This is a genomic window from Pseudomonas sp. Lz4W, from assembly GCF_000346225.2.
GTDB classification, from domain to species: Bacteria; Pseudomonadota; Gammaproteobacteria; order Pseudomonadales; family Pseudomonadaceae; genus Aquipseudomonas; species Aquipseudomonas paraversuta.
Genome location: NZ_CP017432.1, coordinates 3152381 through 3169478, shown reverse-complemented (window position 1 = coordinate 3169478; position 17098 = coordinate 3152381). Strand labels below are relative to the sequence as shown.

Here is a 17098-nt window from a genome sequence, read left to right as displayed (position 1 = left end):
CCTGCTGTAATCGTCAGTGCTTCAAACGCTCGCAGCGTGTGACTTTGCGCAACCCTTCAAACCGGTGCGCTCTTCGATCTCACCGGAACCGCTGATGTACCCATAGCGCGAAAGATTCGGCATCAGCATCGCGGCGATGAAAGTGATGGTCACGACGGCCGCGACATAGAAGAAGAAATATTCCTCAATGCCTTGGGACCGGAGCGACAAGGCGACGTATTCGGCGGTGCCGCCGAATGCCGCATTGCCGATGGCATACGGAAAGCCTACGCCCAATGCGCGTACCGCAGGTGGGAACAGTTCAGCTTTGACGATCCCGGCAATCGGGGTGTAGAGCGACGCAATGGCCAGGCCACCAAACACCAGCAGGAACGCCGTAAACGGGCTGCTGACCGATTGCAGTGAATAGAGCAGGGGAATCACCAACAGCATCGCCAACCCGGAAAACATCAGCATGTGCGCCTTGATCCCGATACGGTCCGCCAGCAAGCCGAACAGTGGCTGGCAGAACATGAAACCGACCAGGGCCGCGGTCATGATGAAACTAACCGTTTCCGGGCTGAAACCGGCTGAGATCACCAGGAACTTCTGCATATAGGTGGTGAAGGTGTAGAAGTACAAAGAACCACCGATGGTAAACGCTACCACCAGCGCGACCGCCCGTTTGTGCTTGAACATGCCGCGCAGCGAGCCGGCGTCTTTGCGGTTCATGTCTTTCTTGGTGGCGGTTTCATGCATGGCGCGGCGCAAATACACCACCACGATAGAGCTCAGGGCGCCGATGAAGAACGGAATCCTCCAGCCCCATTCGCGCAATTCTTCGCCGGTGAGGGTTTGCTGGAGAATGACCACGGTCATCAATGCCATGAGCTGACCGGCAATGATGGTGAAGTACTGAAAGGAGCCATAAAAACAGCGACGCCCAGGTGTCGCGATTTCACTGATGTAGGTGGCGCCGGTGCCGTACTCCGCGCCGACTGACAGCCCCTGAATCAGCCTGGCGACGACAAGCAAAACTGGCGCCGCCACACCGATGGTTTCATAGGTCGGCATGACGGCAATCAGCAGGGAACCGGCGCACATCATGAACACCGAGATAATCATCGAGACCTTGCGGCCGCGAGTGTCGGCAATCCAGCCGAAAATCCAGCCGCCGAGAGGCCGCATGAAAAAGCCGACGGCGAAGACGCCGGCGGTTGCGAGCAACTGACTGGTGGTGTCGCCTTTGGGGAAAAACGAGCTCGCAAAATAGATGGCGGTATAGGCGTAAATGAAAAAGTCGTACCACTCCACCAGATTGCCCGAGCAGGCACCCATGATGGCTCTGACGCGATTCGGACTTTTTATCTGATCGGACTTTTCAGTGTGGAGTGTTGAGTCGCTGGTTGATGCAGACATTCTGTTCACCCTTTTTTCAAGGCGAGACGATACGAGGCGCACGCTGATGCGTGTCCGACGTTGCTAGCTCGATGGGTTGATGTGCTTAACGCAAGTGCTGTGACCCTTCGACGACCAAGGCACATGAAGCGGGGGTGTGTATATGAGAGGTCAGCTGTTCGCTGACTGTATAAGGCGGGTCGGTCAGGTAACGAGAAAGGTAGTAAATCATGGCGGCAAGCCCTCGAATCTTATTCTTGTAGTCAGTCGATCGCTCTTGGCGTCGACGTTGATTGCACGCTACCGCAGAGTGACGAGGGTAATAAGCCGTCAGCCAGGTCTAACTGATATACCGAAATTCTATAGCTTGTCTTGCAGCCCCTACGGGCTGGGGGATACAGCCGGCTAGAAAGCCATTAGGCCCCATGCGACGCGGGCCCTGTGGCATTCCAGGAAACGCTAATGCGTTTACACTCATACTACTTTCGACGCATTTCGCGCCGAGACCGACTTTGACTGGCCTGGTAATGGATGTCGTTCAACTCAAGACCCTAATTCATGTGGCCGAGCTTGGCAGTCTCAGCAAGGCCTCCGACCGGCTTCACATCGCACAACCGGCACTGAGTAGGCAAATTCGTCTGTTGGAAAAGGAACTCGGGGCCTACCTTTTTGATCGGCATGGACGAGGCATGGAAATTACCGATGCCGGCCGTGAAGTCTTGGCGCATGCCACCCGGATCATGGAAGAGATGGAGTCCATTCGAAGTTCGGTCGTGGGCGGGAAGTCTTCTTTTCGGGGCACGGTGATGATCGGTACAACACCGACGGTAGCGGAAATTGTCACCGTTCCGCTGGTGCGGAAAATCAAAGAAGAGCATCCGAATCTTGCCATCAGGTTCTCCTCCGCCTTTAGCGGCTACCTGCTGGATTGGGTTCAGCGTGGCGAATTGGAACTCGCGATTTCTTACGATCCCCAACCCTTGCATACGCTGCGTATCGTGCCGGTGATGATGGAAAACTTGCTGCTGGTCGGACCTGCCAGTGCCAATCTGCGCCTGGATGCGCCGGTGTCATTCGAGTCTTTGGCCGAGCAGCAATTGGTGTTGCCAAGCGCCCGCCACAGTCTTCGCGTGATTCTGGATAATTGTGCGCGAGAAGTCGGCATCAAGCTCAAAACCAGCGTTGAAGCTGACTCCTTCGGCGCGATGATTGACCTGGTTCGCAATGGCTTCGGTTTGACAGCTTTGCCACTGGCATCGATTTACACGCAAATTGAATCGGGAGTGCTCAGTGCTGCACCTTTGGTCGACCCTATTCCCATGCGTAAATTGGTCCAGGTATTTCCCGCGGACAGGCGAGTCAGCCCCGCCGCAAAATTTGTTGGAGATGCGTTCATCGAGATTGCCGCCGATCTAGTAGGTCGCGAAATCTGGGCAGGGCACATGCTTTGAACAACATCAATCCTCGACCATGAACCTATGAAGGAAACCCCGTTGTCTTCCAACCTTACGCCGCTCGTGCTTATCCCCGGATTGCTTTGCGATGACCGCCTTTGGGCACATCAAAAATCCGTCTTGGAAAACTCAACGCATATCTGCATCCCTGATGTCTCCCTTGACTCCAGCATTGCTCAGATGGCGGAGCGGACTCTGGATGAAGCACCACCTTTTTTTGCACTCGCTGCGTTGTCCATGGGCGGATATGTAGCCATGGAAATTATGAAAAAGGCACCTGAGCGGGTTTTGAAGTTGGCAATGATAGACACGATGGTGCGACCGGACGATGAAGCCCGTACCAAGGCGAGACGTGGCCTGCTGACTCTTGCACAACTTGGCCGGTTCAAGGGCGTAACACCACAACTGTTGCCCAAGCTTGTGCATCCCCGCTGCATTGGAACTGCGATTGCCGATACGGTGCAGGAAATGGCCGCAGCAGTAGGAAAGGAAGGGTTTGTTCGGCAGCAATTGGCGATTATAGAGCGTCCCGATTATCGACCATTATTGAAGAGCATTGTGGTCCCGACCTTGATCGTTGTTGGTGAAAGCGACGAAATCACCCCTCCAGTTGAGTCCGAAGAAATCCATCGCGGCATACCGCATTCTCGATTGGTGGTGGTGCCTCAATGTGGGCATCTGCCGCCGCTTGAGCAGCCGCAACTGACGACTCTGCTATTGAGTCGGTGGCTTGAAGATAGTTAACACCCTTGAGCCCAGTCGCTTATGCGTTCGTGGCTTTGCATGCATTTCTTATCTTTGATGACATTGTTTTGAGAAATCAAACTCCACTACCTGGAAAGTTCGGCATCGTCTTGTTAGGGATACTGCAAGTTTTGGTCTGGGGAGGTTCGTTCTTCCTTATGGCCGTAATGGCCGATCCGATCATTGAAGAGACAGGCTGGGCTAGCCAGTGGGTCTATGGCGCATTGTCTCTGAGCATTCTTGTTTCTGCGGTGTTGGCTCCGTTGATCAGTCGACTGATTGCCCGCTATGGCGGTCGCCCAATTCTTGCCAGCAGTGGTCTAGGAGTCGCCATTGGATTGTTTCTGATGGCCAATGCCACGTCATTGCCGTTTTTTTTACTGGCTTGGTCAGTCATCGGCATTGGCATGGCGCTTGGATTGTATGAAGCACTATTCGCCTGTTTAGGTTCACTTTACGGTGAGCGAGCGGGCGGTGTGATTATAGGAATTACATTGATCTCAGGGTTTGCGACAACGCTTTCCTGGCCGGCGGTTGCGTTAGTCATCGATTACATCGGTTGGAGCTCAACGTGTTTGGCCTATGGAGCGTTGTTAGTGCTGACTGTGGCACCGCTTTATATGTGGGTGCTACCGAGAGGCTCGGTTTCACTCAGAAAAAATGACGCGTTGTACGATGAAAGTCTGTCGATTGATCGACGGGTGTACTGGCTCCTCACGACGGTTTTTGCGTTGGGCGCAGTGATCATGACGGCAATCTCTGTTCAGCTGATTTCTTTGCTTCAAGGTCAGGGGTATTCACTTGCAGCTGCCATCGGATTCAGCGCTTTACTGGGGCCGAGTCAGGTAGGCTCGCGGATTCTGCAAGTATTTTCACGAAAGCGACACCCAATTTGGACGACGTTGATCTCTGTCGTACTAGTGGCAATCGGTCTGTCGGTTGTGACCATGACGCCGGCAATGACGGGTCTTGGCCTCGTACTTTATGGTGCTGGTAATGGTTTGCGAGCGATTGTTCGGGGGCTGCTACCGTTGACGCTGATGTCGCCAACGCATTATGTTTTGCTAATGGGTCGCATGTCTCGACCTTCACTTATTGGACAGGCACTCACACCTCTTGCTGGTGGTTACCTTTTGCAAACGTGGGGGGCGGGCGGAGTGCTTGCTGGGCTAAGTTCGTTGGCTATGTTGAATGTGATACTGGTGTTGTTCCTCCTACAACTAGTTCGAAAACAATGACCAATCTTGGTCCGTTGCAGCCTGTTATGAAAGGGCTGCTATCTACTGTGGATTCAACCGGTCGATGCACCACAATTAAATTCTGTGTAAGCAAAAGGAATGTTACAGATGAAGCAGAGACCTCGGATCTATTACACCGAAAGTCAGAAAAAATTGATGTGGGATCACTGGTAAAAAGGCGACTATCCAGCAGGTCGCCCTACTATTTGAACGAAACCGCTCATTGATACAGCGCATCCTGACGGAAATAGGCGGTATCAGCCCCTCTGTACAGCGCAGGTCCGGATTGGGCCTGACGTTGGCTGAACGCGAAGAGATTTCGCGTTCAGTGGTGGCAGGTAACTCGATCCGTTCCATGGACACGCTGCTAGGGCGAGCAGACTCTAAGATCAGTCGTGAGATCAGACACAGCGGTGGCCAAGGATGCTACCGGGCTAATCGAGCTGATTAGGCTGATGAAGGCGGCAAGGATTCAGTGGAGGCGTACGCTGGAAAAGACATCATCGACTTGCTTGGTGGATGCTCGTAAGTTGAGGACAGCACGGCACTGAGTCGATCGCCCAACAGGTTCCAGGCACACTTCTTCTCTTCGGCATAGTCGTGATGCAGGTAATGGCGCCTGACCCTCGAGCCTGCCAACACATGGTTCTGACAGCGATCAATGACGTCCAGGCTGACCCCCAAAGCCTGCATCATGGTCGCGCCCGTGCGGCGCAGGTCATGCGGCGTCCAGTCGCCGTTTTGGCCGTCGGCAAGGACCAGCGTGTCGTCGTGACGCCTTCTTGAGAGGACCTTGCGGTTTTTGAACCGGGCCTGGCGATCGCCGACCTGTTTACTCACCACTTTGACGTCCACATGCCCATCATCCTGCTTGTTGGGGAAGCACCACTGGGAGTCGCCCGTCAGGGTTTTAAGTTCCTGAAAGAAATGCAATGCGAAGGGGGAGAGGAAAACGTGGTGGTCCTGTTTCTTGCCCCGGGCGCCTTTGACGTTTTCGCTCGGGAGGAACCAGGTCTGCCGGTCCAGGTCGACATTTTTCCATTCGGACTGGAGCAGCTCGCCAATCCGGTTTCGGCTTCGTAGTCGGCAGGGATCAAGGGGGAGATGTCGACCAGCTCAGTTGGATCACCCTCGATCAATAAGGCCCGCCAGGGCTGACGTTTTCTAGCCCAGCTAAACATCTGGGTGAGGTCGGCGAAGAAGCTGATGGCTTGCCGGTAAGCGCCGCGGTTGACCACGGCCCGGATCAGCACCCGAACATCGTGTTCTGAAACATTGTTCACCGCGGTCTTGCCAAGTGCCGGAAAAAGGTCCTTGTTAAAGCGTCGTTGCAATTCAGCATTGCCATCTTTACGCGCCACGCCATCCAACAGCCAGGCCTTCGCCAAATCTTGGACCGTCAGTGTTTGCACCTTCGTCGTTTTTACTTGTTCGGCCTCAACGTTAGCCGCGGCGTATGCCTGTGCCTTGGCGGTTTTCTTGTGCTCGTTGGGATTGATCTGCACATCAATGAGTGCCCGTGCCTGGTTGCGGGCCTTGCGGATGTCCGTCAGGGATTTGCGTGGCCAGGACCCGCAGGCGTATTCTTTGTTCTGGTCGCCCCACCGATAGCGATAAAAAAAGCTGACCGACACGCCGTCCTTACGCAGGGAAATTCGACCTGCGAGATTGCCATCTTCCCGGAGGATGCGGCCGGCATCGTTGGCGGTCAGCGACTCGAGTTCTTTGATGGTAATTTTGGCCATAAATCAGACTCCCCCTACTTTTACCCCCACAAAAACGTCGGCTCTTGATGGACGTTACTGGACTCTCGTAGAGCAGAACACCGCTGGAGCTCAAGTAAATACTAGCTTAGAAAAATCCAGAGTGAAATTTTGGAGTCTTTCAAGAAGTATGAAAAAGGAGATGGGGTGCTAGGGGTCGAGTGTTCGAATCACTCCGTCCCGACCATATTTTTCAATGACTTAGGCCAATGTCCATGACATTGGCCTTTTTCATTTTCGGGAAATTTTCGGGGCTTTTCCGACTTTCATCCCTGCCTCCTCTTCAAGATTGTCAGAACCGGGCCTCGCGAGTCGGTTACTGACACCTCGTTTGCAGCTTCTATCAGATGCCCCAGCTCAGCGCCGGAGTAGTGACTGGTGATGCTGCCGTTCTTATGGCCGAGCAATGCTTTGCGATCCTCCTCAGTCACGCCTGCTGCACGCTGCCTTCTGCCAAAGGTGTGCTTCAGGTCGTGAATGCGGATCCGGGCGAACCCATCGTGTGCCGGCCGTAAATACTTCTCCTGCCATTGTTTCGTCGCCTTCGCCGTCTGAGAATCACCAGGCGCTCGTCCCGGTTATTCACACCAGACCTTGCACTTCGTCCGCCGAAGCCGGCCGGAATCCAAAACACCATGGTATCCCGCTCCGGTACCGCGATTTCCCAAGCCCACTGATGCTTGCAAATCTCCTGCACCCGGCACCCCGTGTTGACCTTGAACATGGTCATGGTCTGGAGATGTGCCGGTAGCTCAGGCGCAGCTCTCGGTGTCTGGATGCAGCAAGTAGGGCGGGTTAAACGGAACTAAACTCGGTGATACCGTCTACATTTCAAGGGGTATTCCCTTTCGGAGAAGACGGTCATGCTTAAGTCTCGCTTGTTCGTAGTGGCTATTACCTGTCTTGCTTTGGCTGCAGGCCCTGTGTCTGCGCTGGCCGATCCCGGAAATGGAAAGGGCCAGGGCAATGGAAAAGGCAGCTCCCAAGGCGGCCAGGCACATGGAAATCAGGGTAATAGAGGAAAAAATTCGAGCGGCGGGGATTGGGCGCACGGTCCAAACATTGACCGAGGCAACATCTTGGGGGTACTCGGCGGCCACCGTGACTACTGGAGTTCAGGCCATTCACTGCCGCCTGGAATACAGAAGAACCTGGCTAGGGGGAAGCCTCTTCCTCCGGGTATTGCCAAGAAGCTGGATGGCCGATTGCTGGGCAGGCTGCCACATTACGACGGCTACGAATGGCAGCAGGCTGGAACCGATTTAATACTTGTCGCAATTGCTTCCGGCATAATTTATGAGGTGCTCAACGGAGCCTTTGATTAAGGCGCGAGGGGCTCAATAATTTCCTCACCAGAGTCTTTCTGAATCACCAGAAGGCGTTCATTGCGGAATTTGCTCGACACCTTTTCAGTGATCTCAAAAGGTGTCGTGACAGGTTCAAGCGTCTTGGCGGCAGTGTCGAAGTCGGCGTCGATCAAGTTTTCAGCAGTGGTTGATGTCACTGCTTCGAGGAAGTGGCCAAGGCCGCCGGATACATAAATGGCTGGAGCATTTTCGGCGCTGATGTCGTCGATGGTAATGAGTTGCTGTTTTGCGAACATGGGGAATCCTTGTCGCGATGCTCGCAGCGTCAAAAAAGGTTGCGGATTACTTCGGTGCGATCAGATCTGCCAGGGCTATCAGAAGCAGCCAGCCAGTCCAGCCGAGGAGGGAGGTTGTAGCGCCGCGCCAGATCAGACGGCGGCGCTTGAATTGATGGGAGGTCATTTCGCCTCCTCGGTTGCTATGTTCCAGCGCGATACGCGGCGCTGATGCACTGTTGCATCAGCTCCGGGATAGACCTTTTGGCCGCAACTCTGGCAATTGACGTGATAGTCGAAGATGGGCGTCCCACAGCGCCACGTGAGTAATGTGCTGTTGGTGGGAGAGCAGATAAATGCGCAAGTCACGGTCGAACCCTGACAGCAATTCGCCGGCCCTTCATGGTCGTTGCCAAGCGCTTTGGCAGGCTGGCAACTGAGCGCTCTCGCGGCTGGCCAATCACCTCGTTGAAGGGCAGGCCATAGCCCTGCATGACCAGCTTTGATTCAATATCGTCGAGCTGCTCGTCGCTGGGCGTTGTAACTGTGGATGTACTCATGCTGCCTCCTTGCGCTGCCTGCTGACCTTAAGCAGCCAGGCGCTGTAGTGATGAAACTCTTCGGCGTTTAAACATCACATCACAGTTACAACGGACAAGCTGCTCGGCTGCGTTGTAGATCCATTCCTCACAAGTAATTTCCAGTGGGCTCTCGCTCACCGCAGGCGGCAGTAGTTCGTCATGCTCAAATTGAGCTTTCGCAGTGCTGGCATGGTCGCCTTCAGGTTGGGCGCGGAGGAGAGTGCATGTGGGTTGTGTCGGCAGGTCTTGTGCGATTGTGTCGATGCTGCTTGAACCGTCAGCAGTTCCGCGGATCAGATTGGCAGTTATGGATGAGCATTTCCCTAATCGTGACAGGCTGCTATAGGCCAAAAGCTGACACTCGAACACCATCACCTGATCGCCTGCTTTGTAGGACTAAGCGGTCAATTATGCTCCGCTGCCAACATTGACTTGAACTGGGAAATGATCTCTGAAGAGAGCCCGGCACCTTCGAATACTGTGCAGGTGAAGCTAACGGGGGCAGAGCCTGGAGCAGTTATGATACGGTCTGCAACCACAGCGACTCGACTGTTCTGATAACGCGCGTGCCCTTCATAACTTGCGGCATTCTCTTGCAAGAAGTCAGCGCTGTTAGAGGTATGAGGAATATTATCGAGAAGCCCGGCCCTCGCAAGTGCCAGCGTTCCCCCACAGATACCAGCAATCGTCGCGCCATTTGAACGACTAGCATGAAGAAAGTCTCGAATATCAGGCGCTTCTACACTTTCCCAGACCATTCCCCCAATGACGGCAACAACGTCCGGTTTCCAGTCCAGACATTGTTGCAAGCCACTATCGATAGTTACAGCCAGTCCGCCCTGCGAGTTGATTTGCCCCGTGGTCGGAGCAAAAAACCTGACGTCGATACCGTAAAACGGGGACGCTGTTCCAGCAATGAAAGCATATTCCCAGTCTGCAAAGCCGGGGGTCAGTATCAAACTTATACGTGCCATCAGTCAGAATCCTCCATGAATGCCAATAGCATATGGGGACCACAAACAGACCTCAAGGGTTGTTCCGGATCGATAGCAGTCACTCGTAAACGTCGGCTATCTACCCGCTGTAGCTGGCACTTGCTACATTTAATAAAGCTTTTGAGCGATCAGATCAAAACGGTGCCAGTTGAGTGGACCAGAGGGCGTTTGAGTGATTGTTTGCGTCTCGCGAAGAAGATTTATTTCCAGCCCCTCGCACATCCGACGGATGTCCAGCTCGGAGTGGAAGGTCAAGTGAGCAAACGTCGACCAGCCATGCTGGGGACCAAAAAAATGCCCGACAAAAACTCCCCCTGGTTCCAAGGCATACAGAACCTGATCCCAGAGTTGCTTAAAACTTTTCGGCCGACAAAAAGGCAAGGCCAATCCGACATGAATAAGGTTTGATCTTGGTAGTGCAGGCAAACATTCAAAATCCGATAGGCAGGTAGTCAGCGTTCCGGTATGACCCCCTGAGCAGTTTGCAATCGTACGAGTAATTGCCTTTGGCTCATTATCGACAGCCAGAACGTTCCAGCCCGACTGCATAAGCTGCTGCGCTTCTTTTCCTGCGCCGCACCCCAAATCTACTGCCTGGCGAGCAACTGACAGATTACCAGCAAGGTTTATCGCTCGGGCTAACATAAGGGATGGGCCTCGACGCTCGGCCTCATCATAAAAAGCGTCCCAGCTAGTCACGGATAAAACATCATCATTTCTTGAATTTGTCGCCAATCAGTTTTCATTCGAACTCCTTTTCATTGTTTTCTTTGAGCAGGATACGTTGAGCGTATTTCTGTGGACAGGTGAAAGTCAGCTCCTGGCCGTTTGCTCCCGTTCTTGAAGGAGGAGGACAGACGCATACAAGCCTCTTTGATCACTCAGCGTAGTGCCAGATGCTGCGGGCTCCAGCCCCCTCCCAGCGCTCGAAATGCGGCAATGGCAGCACGTGCCGATTCTGTCTGGGCTTGAGCTTTGGCGTCAGACGCACGCAGCAAGGTTTCATCGGCATTGAGCACCTCGATCAGGCTGGCGGCACCGTTCTGGTAAGCCACGAAGGACGACTGTCGGGCACTGCCCAGGGAGGTTTCGCCGGCCGTGAGGGTGGCTGTCTGAGTCTCGCGATTGACCAGCGCCGAAAAAGCGTTTTCGACGTCTTCGCTGGCGCGTAGAACCGACTGACGATAAGCCGCAAGCGCTTCAGCTTGCTGGCCCTTGGCCTGATCGATCTGCGCGTTGATACGGGCAAAGTCGAACAGTCGCCAGCGCAACCCGAGGACGCCGGCCGATTGCGCGGCGCCGCTGCTGAACAGGTTGCCACCTTGAGTGGTGGCGCTGCCGAGCAGGGCGCTGAGGGAGAATGTCGGGTAGTACTCGCTGATCGCCATGCCGATACGTGCGTTAGCCGCGACCAGCCGGCGTTCGGCGACAATCAGGTCGGGGCGGCGGCGCAGCAGATCTGCTGGCGAGCCAGTGGACGCCAGTTGCGGCGCACGTGGAATGGCACCTGCTCCAGACAACTCGGCGCGATGGGTGCCGGGCGGGGTGCCGAGCATCACGTCCAACGCATTCATGGCCGCATCCAGGCCTGTCTGCAGTACCGGGACACTGGCCTTGACCTGAGACAGCTGGCCTTCGGTCTGCTGTACCTGGAACTGAGCGGCAAGACCCTGGCCATGCAGCAGGCGAACTTTTTCAAGGAGCTCCTGCTGGGTGTCGACCTGCCGCTGTGCAATCGCCAGCCGAGTCTGCAGGCCGCGAAGGGTGGTGTAGATATCGGCCGTTTGCGCAGCGACTGCGAGTCGCGTCGCCACGACGCCGGCTTCGGACGCCTGATAGTCGGCCAGCGTCGCTTCCCGGCCACGGCGCAGACCGCCGAACAGATCCAGCTCCCAGCTCGCGTCAAGGTTGGCCTGGTAGCTATTGCCGTAGCGGTTATAGCCCGCAGTGGCGTCAAGTACCTGACCCAGCGGCGTTTCCAGCGATTGGTAAGCACGCGCCGCCTGGCCATTGAGAGTGGCGGAAGGTAGCAGCGCGGCATCGGCTGCACCCAGCGCGGCGCGTGCCTGAGCAACTCGTGCCTGGGCCTGGGCCATGTCGAGGTTCTGCACAAGAGCCTGGCTGACCAGGGCACTTAATTGAGGATCGCCAAAGCCTTCCCACCAGGTCACGAAGTTTGCCGTGGTCGTCGCGGTTCGTGCCTCTATCGCTGGCCGGCCGATGTATTGCTCGGCCAGTGGAGCCTGCGGGCGATGGTAGTCCGGGCCAACCGCGCACCCTGCTGCCAGGCTGGTGCTTACCACAAGAGCAAGAGTACGGAACGCAGGCATGAGGTTTCTCTAAGGCCGATTTAGATTGTGACCATATTATAGATTGGTCACTATCTGTCAATCGGCTCACCACGGAGTTAAGCTGTGAACATGAATAAAGACATGAACACCTCGACCCAACGCGGGCCGCTGGATCACGAGATTCGCGACCAGATCATCAACGCGGCGATGCAGCACTTCGGCCATTACGGTTACGAAAAGACCACCGTTTCGGACCTCGCCAGGGCCATTGGTTTTTCCAAGGCTTATATCTATAAGTTCTTCGATTCCAAACAGGCCATCGGCGGGGTGATTTGCAGTAACCGCCTGGCCATGATCATGCAGATCGTCGAAGCCGCCATCGCCGAGGCACCGACCGCGTCCGAGCGGCTGCGGCGCCTGTTTCGCTCGATTTCAGAGGCCGGCAGCGATCTGTTCTTCCACGATCGCAAGCTCTACGACATCGCCGCAGTCGCCTCACGTGACCAGTGGCCGTCGGTCAAGATCCACGAAGTGCGGATTCGTGAACTTATCCGGCAGATCGTTCTCCAGGGCCGCGAGTCCGGGGAGTTCGAGCGCAAAACGCCGCTCGATGAAGCGGTTAACGCGATCTTTCTGATCCTGCGTCCCTACGTTGATTCGGCTCAGTTGCAGTACAACCTCGACACCGCGCCGGAGGCCGCAGTGCATCTGCCAGCACTGATATTGCGCAGTCTCGCGCCTTAGATAATTGGCTGTGACCATTGACAGAATTGGTCACTAGTCTAAGAATGTGGTTCCTACATTGCTCTTGAGTAACGGAACCCATGCGCCTCAAGCCCGCCACCTTCGTGTTTTGCTTGCTGCCTATCGTCCTGGTGGCGTGCGGCGATTCGTCAGTCAACAGAGATCCGCGCAACAAGCCGCCGCTGGTCAGGGCGGCGACGGTCGAGCGGTCGTCCGAGATGTCTCGTGCGTTCACCGGCGTCGTGGTTGCACGTACCCAGAGTGACCTGGGCTTCCGGGTATCGGGCAAGATTCTCGAACGGCTGGTCGACACCGGTGAGACGGTCAAGCGCGGCCAGCCACTGATGCGCCTCGACCCCATCGACCTGCAATTGCAGGCGCGTGCGCAGCAGGAGGCCGTTGCTTCCGCCCGTGCGCTGGCCAGGCAGACGGCTGACGACGAGTCGCGTTATCGCGGGCTGGTCGCTGCCGGTGCGGTGTCGGCGTCGGCCTACGATCAAATCAAGGCCGCGGCAGACTCTGCCAAAGCCCGGCTCAGCGCGGCCCAGGCCCAGGCCGAGGTAGCACGCAATGCCACGGGCTACGCGGTGTTATTGGCCGACGCCGATGGCGTGGTGATGGACACCCTGGCCGAGCCCGGCCAGGTGGTCAGCGCCGGCCAGGCGGTGGTGCGATTGGCGCGGGCAGGGCAGCGCGAAGCCATAGTGCATCTTCCCGAGACCCTGCGCCCGGCGCCGGGCTCCACGGCTCAAGCCTCCCTGTATGGCAATGACGCAGCTGCCGTCGCGGCCAAACTGCGCTTGCTCTCCGAGGCCGCCGATGCCACCACTCGCACCTTCGAAGCCAGGTATGTGCTCGACGGTGCGCTGGCGAATGCACCGCTCGGCGCCACCATTACCCTGAACATCGCAGAGGGTAAAAATGCGGGTCAGGTGGCGCAGGTGCCCATCGCCGCGCTCTACGACCCCGGCAACGGAACGGGCGTGTGGGTCATTGCCGGCGAGCCCTCGAGAGTCGCCTGGCGCCCCGTTCAGGTAGTCGGTATCGGTGATGATGCGGCGCGTGTCGCCGGCAAGCTCGACGCCGGTGAGCAAGTGGTCGCCCTCGGTGCCCACCTGCTGCAGGACGGTGAGCAAGTGCGACTTGCCCAGGCGGCGGTGACGCCGGTTGCCGGGAGTCAGCCATGAGTGAGGGGCGTTTCAATCTCTCCGCCCTGGCGGTGCGCGAGGGCTCCATCACCTTGTTCCTGATCCTGCTGATCGCAGTGGCAGGCACGCTGGCGTTCTTCAAGCTGGGCCGCGCCGAAGATCCGCCTTTCACCGTCAAGCAGATGACCATCATCACTGCCTGGCCGGGCGCCACTGCCCAGGAGATGCAGGACCAGGTGGCCGAGCCGCTGGAAAAACGCATGCAGGAGCTCAAGTGGTACGACCGCAGCGAAACCTACACCCGCGCGGGCCTGGCGTTCACCATGGTGTCGTTGCGCGATAGCACGCCGCCGTCGCAGGTGCAGGAAGAGTTCTATCAGGCCCGCAAGAAGCTTGGCGATGAAGCCAGGACGCTACCAAGCGGCGTGATCGGGCCAATGATCAACGACGAATTCTCCGATGTGACCTTCGCGCTGTATGCGCTGAAGGCCAAGGGCGAACCGCAGCGCCAACTGGTGCGTGACGCCGAGTCGCTGCGCCAGCGGCTTCTGCACGTACCGGGGGTGAAGAAGGTGAATATCATCGGCGAACAGGCCGAGCGCATCTTCGTGTCCTTCTCCCACGACCGGCTGGCAACCCTGGGCGTAACGCCGCAGGACATCTTCGCCGCACTCAACAGCCAGAACGTACTGACGCCTGCCGGTTCGGTGGAAACCAGCGGGCCGCAAGTGGTCATGCGCCTGGATGGCGCGTTCGACAAACTGGCGAAAATCCGCGAAACACCGATTACCGTGCAGGGCCGCACGCTGAAGCTTGCCGACGTGGCAACCGTGGAGCGCGGCTATGAGGACCCGGCCACCTTTCTGGTGCGCAACGGTGGCGAGCCCGCGTTGCTGCTTGGTGTGATCATGCGCGAGGGCTGGAACGGGCTCGACCTCGGCAAGGCGCTCGACGCTGAAACAGCGAACATCAACGACGCGATGCCGCTCGGCATGACGCTGGCCAAAGTCACCGATCAGGCCGTCAACATCACGTCGTCCGTCGACGAATTCATGGTCAAGTTCTTCGTCGCCCTGCTGGTGGTCATGCTGGTCTGCTTTATCAGCATGGGCTGGCGCGTCGGCGTCGTGGTTGCCGCGGCCGTGCCGCTGACGCTGGCTATCGTGTTCGTGGTGATGGCCGCCTCGGGCAAGAATTTCGACCGCATCACCCTGGGCTCGCTGATTCTTGCCTTGGGCCTGTTGGTGGACGACGCCATCATCGCCATCGAAATGATGGTGGTGAAAATGGAGGAGGGCTACGACCGCTTCAAGGCGTCGGCCTACGCCTGGAGTCACACCGCTGCGCCGATGCTCTCCGGTACGCTGGTCACCGCCATCGGCTTCATGCCCAACGGCTTTGCCCAGTCCACGGCGGGTGAGTACACCAGCAACATGTTCTGGATCGTCGGCATTGCCCTGATCGCCTCCTGGGTGGTGGCGGTAGTGTTTACGCCGTATCTGGGCGTGAAGTTGCTGCCCGACATCAAGCAGGTCGAAGGTGGTCACGCGGCTATCTACAACACCCGCCACTACAACCGTTTCCGCTGGCTGCTGGCGCGGGTCATCACCCATAAATGGCTGGTGGCTGGCGCGGTCATCATCTTGTTTGTGGTTTCGGTGCTGGGCATGGGGCTGGTGAAGAAGCAGTTCTTCCCGACGTCCGACCGCCCTGAAGTGCTGGTCGAAGTGCAAATGCCGTACGGCACCTCGATTGAGCAGACCAAGGCTGCGACCATCAAGGTCGAGTCATGGCTGCGCAAACAGGAAGAAGCCAGGATCGTCACCTCGTACATCGGCCAGGGCCCGCCGCGATTCTTCCTGGCCATGGCGCCGGAACTGCCTGACCCGTCGTTCGCCAAGATCGTGGTGCTGACCGACAGCCAGAACGCCCGTGAAGCGCTCAAGCTGCGCCTCCGTGAAGCGGTCTGCGAAGGGCTCGTGCCCGAAGCCAGGGTGCGCGTGACGCAACTGGTCTTCGGCCCGTACTCACCCTACCCGGTGGCCTATCGAGTGATGGGGCCGGACCCCATGAAACTGCGCGAAATCGCCACGCGCGTGCAAGGCGTATTGCACGCCAGCTCGATGATGAGAACCGTGAACAGCGACTTGGGCCCGCGGGTGCCCACGCTGCATTTTTCGCTGGATCAGGATCGCCTGCAGGCCGTTGGCCTGAGCTCCAGCGCCGTCGCGCAGCAGCTGCAGTTTCTGCTCAGCGGCGTGCCGATCACCTCGGTGCGCGAAGACATCCGTTCGGTACAGGTGGTCGGCCGCGCGGCCGGTGATATCCGTCTTGATCCGGCGAAGATCGAGGGCTTCACACTGGTTGGCGCCGCTGGCCAGCGCATTCCGCTGTCGCAGATCGGCAAGGTTGAGGTGCGCATGGAAGATCCGCTCCTGCGCCGTCGTGACCGCACGCCGACCATCACTGTGCGTGGGGACATTGCCGAAGGGCTGCAACCGCCGGACATCTCGGCTGCGGTGTGGAAAGACCTGCAGCCGATCATCAACACCTTGCCGGCTGGCTACCGAATCGAGATGGCCGGCTCCATCGAGGAATCGGGCAAGGCCAGCCAGGCGATTGTGCCGCTGCTGCCGATCATGATCGCCCTGACGCTGCTGATCCTCATCCTGCAGGTGCGCTCGATATCGGCGATGGTCATGGTCTTTCTCACCTCGCCGCTGGGCTTGATTGGCGTGGTGCCGGTGCTGCTGTTGTTCCAGCAACCGTTCGGCATCAACGCCCTGGTCGGGCTGATTGCGCTGTCGGGGATACTGATGCGCAACACGTTGATCCTGATCGGGCAGATCCATCACAACGAGAAGGAGGGCCTGGACCCGTACAACGCGGTGGTCGAAGCCACCGTACAGCGCGCACGCCCCGTATTGCTGACGGCACTGGCGGCGATTCTCGCCTTCATCCCCCTTACCCATTCGGTGTTCTGGGGCACCCTGGCCTACACCCTCATCGGCGGCACTTTCGTCGGCACCGTCATGACCCTGGTGTTCCTGCCGGCAATGTATTGCATCTGGTTCAAGATCCGCCCAAGCGACCAAGCCGATGATTTGAGCGTTGTGGCGAACGCCTGACGCCGCTTGCGACCAACGCGCTCTCCTGCAACTCGGGACAGCGCCGAACGATA

Annotated in this window: 14 protein-coding genes and 2 pseudogenes; 8 read left to right on the top strand and 8 right to left on the bottom strand. The window is 57.3% G+C overall.

The genetic code is table 11. The features are described 5' to 3' along the window. Positions 1-21 precede the first annotated feature (21 nt). Positions 22-1398, bottom strand: coding sequence for an MFS family transporter (locus B195_RS14295; RefSeq protein WP_037001507.1), 1377 nt, complete (start codon positions 1396-1398; stop codon positions 22-24). A 506-nt stretch (positions 1399-1904) separates the two neighbouring features. On the opposite strand from B195_RS14295, the gene B195_RS14290 reads away from it, so the two are divergent. From B195_RS14290 to B195_RS23110, 4 genes are all read left to right on the top strand, one after another. Beyond that, entirely contained in the window at positions 1905-2828 is a 924-nt protein-coding gene (locus B195_RS14290; protein WP_003442248.1) for a LysR substrate-binding domain-containing protein, read from the top strand. Positions 2829-2855: 27 nt separating this feature from the next. Next, complete coding sequence (locus tag B195_RS14285) at positions 2856-3575, top strand: alpha/beta fold hydrolase (RefSeq protein WP_003442251.1); 720 nt, start codon at positions 2856-2858, stop codon at positions 3573-3575. A 119-nt stretch (positions 3576-3694) separates the two neighbouring features. Beyond that, entirely contained in the window at positions 3695-4813 is a 1119-nt protein-coding gene (locus B195_RS14280) for an MFS transporter (RefSeq protein ID WP_037001522.1), read from the top strand. Between the two features lie 328 nt (positions 4814-5141). Continuing rightward, positions 5142-5264, top strand: coding sequence for a hypothetical protein (locus B195_RS23110; RefSeq protein WP_369826390.1), 123 nt, complete (start codon positions 5142-5144; stop codon positions 5262-5264). Here B195_RS23110 and B195_RS14270 read toward each other — a convergent pair. After that, positions 5261-6558: pseudogene (locus B195_RS14270) on the bottom strand (tyrosine-type recombinase/integrase). The gene B195_RS23110 and the pseudogene B195_RS14270 overlap by 4 nt on opposite strands. A gap of 284 nt (positions 6559-6842) precedes the next feature. Beyond that, positions 6843-7330, bottom strand: a pseudogene (locus tag B195_RS23105) (site-specific integrase); the annotation flags it as partial. 109 nt (positions 7331-7439) lie between these two features. On the opposite strand from B195_RS23105, the gene B195_RS14260 reads away from it, so the two are divergent. Further along, complete coding sequence (locus B195_RS14260; protein ID WP_003442257.1) at positions 7440-7901, top strand: anti-virulence regulator CigR family protein; 462 nt, start codon at positions 7440-7442, stop codon at positions 7899-7901. Here the strand turns inward: B195_RS14260 and B195_RS14255 are convergent. From B195_RS14255 to B195_RS14235, 5 genes are all read right to left on the bottom strand, one after another. Next, positions 7898-8179, bottom strand: a complete 282-nt coding sequence (locus B195_RS14255; protein ID WP_003442260.1) for a hypothetical protein — start codon at positions 8177-8179, stop codon at positions 7898-7900. The genes B195_RS14260 and B195_RS14255 overlap by 4 nt on opposite strands. Before the next feature lie 344 nt (positions 8180-8523). Then, the gene (locus B195_RS14250) at positions 8524-8718 is read right to left on the bottom strand and encodes a hypothetical protein (protein WP_003442264.1); all 195 of its coding nucleotides are present in this window, start codon (positions 8716-8718) and stop codon (positions 8524-8526) included. A gap of 425 nt (positions 8719-9143) precedes the next feature. Beyond that, a complete protein-coding gene (locus B195_RS14245; protein ID WP_003442267.1) occupies positions 9144-9713 on the bottom strand; it encodes a DJ-1/PfpI family protein in 570 nt (189 codons plus the stop codon). A gap of 129 nt (positions 9714-9842) precedes the next feature. Then, complete coding sequence (locus tag B195_RS14240) at positions 9843-10433, bottom strand: trans-aconitate 2-methyltransferase (RefSeq protein ID WP_083912787.1); 591 nt, start codon at positions 10431-10433, stop codon at positions 9843-9845. A 182-nt stretch (positions 10434-10615) separates the two neighbouring features. Then, positions 10616-12064 (bottom strand): efflux transporter outer membrane subunit, encoded by a 1449-nt coding sequence (locus B195_RS14235; protein WP_003442273.1) that lies wholly within the window; start codon positions 12062-12064, stop codon positions 10616-10618. Between the two features lie 90 nt (positions 12065-12154). Between B195_RS14235 and B195_RS14230 the strand changes: the two genes are divergently transcribed. The 3 genes from B195_RS14230 (at position 12155) to B195_RS14220 (ending at position 17045) form a co-directional block, all read left to right on the top strand. Further along, on the top strand, positions 12155-12769 hold the full coding sequence (locus tag B195_RS14230; RefSeq protein ID WP_003442276.1) for a TetR/AcrR family transcriptional regulator: 615 nt from the start codon (positions 12155-12157) through the stop codon (positions 12767-12769). A gap of 80 nt (positions 12770-12849) precedes the next feature. Next, complete coding sequence (locus B195_RS14225; protein ID WP_003442279.1) at positions 12850-13956, top strand: efflux RND transporter periplasmic adaptor subunit; 1107 nt, start codon at positions 12850-12852, stop codon at positions 13954-13956. Then, positions 13953-17045 (top strand): efflux RND transporter permease subunit, encoded by a 3093-nt coding sequence (locus B195_RS14220; protein WP_003442283.1) that lies wholly within the window; start codon positions 13953-13955, stop codon positions 17043-17045. Before B195_RS14225 ends, B195_RS14220 begins: the two co-directional genes overlap by 4 nt. Positions 17046-17098 lie beyond the last annotated feature (53 nt).

Coding starts and splice junctions, on each gene's coding strand:
- B195_RS14295 (WP_037001507.1), bottom strand. CDS start 1,398: ATGTCTGCATCAACCAGCGACTCAACACTCCACACTGAAAAGTCCGAT.
- B195_RS14255 (WP_003442260.1), bottom strand. CDS start 8,179: ATGTTCGCAAAACAGCAACTCATTACCATCGACGACATCAGCGCCGAA.
- B195_RS14220 (WP_003442283.1), top strand. CDS start 13,953: ATGAGTGAGGGGCGTTTCAATCTCTCCGCCCTGGCGGTGCGCGAGGGC.
- B195_RS14250 (WP_003442264.1), bottom strand. CDS start 8,718: ATGAGTACATCCACAGTTACAACGCCCAGCGACGAGCAGCTCGACGAT.
- B195_RS14285 (WP_003442251.1), top strand. CDS start 2,856: ATGAAGGAAACCCCGTTGTCTTCCAACCTTACGCCGCTCGTGCTTATC.
- B195_RS14235 (WP_003442273.1), bottom strand. CDS start 12,064: ATGCCTGCGTTCCGTACTCTTGCTCTTGTGGTAAGCACCAGCCTGGCA.
- B195_RS14245 (WP_003442267.1), bottom strand. CDS start 9,713: ATGGCACGTATAAGTTTGATACTGACCCCCGGCTTTGCAGACTGGGAA.
- B195_RS14230 (WP_003442276.1), top strand. CDS start 12,155: ATGAATAAAGACATGAACACCTCGACCCAACGCGGGCCGCTGGATCAC.
- B195_RS14260 (WP_003442257.1), top strand. CDS start 7,440: ATGCTTAAGTCTCGCTTGTTCGTAGTGGCTATTACCTGTCTTGCTTTG.
- B195_RS14225 (WP_003442279.1), top strand. CDS start 12,850: ATGCGCCTCAAGCCCGCCACCTTCGTGTTTTGCTTGCTGCCTATCGTC.
- B195_RS14290 (WP_003442248.1), top strand. CDS start 1,905: ATGGATGTCGTTCAACTCAAGACCCTAATTCATGTGGCCGAGCTTGGC.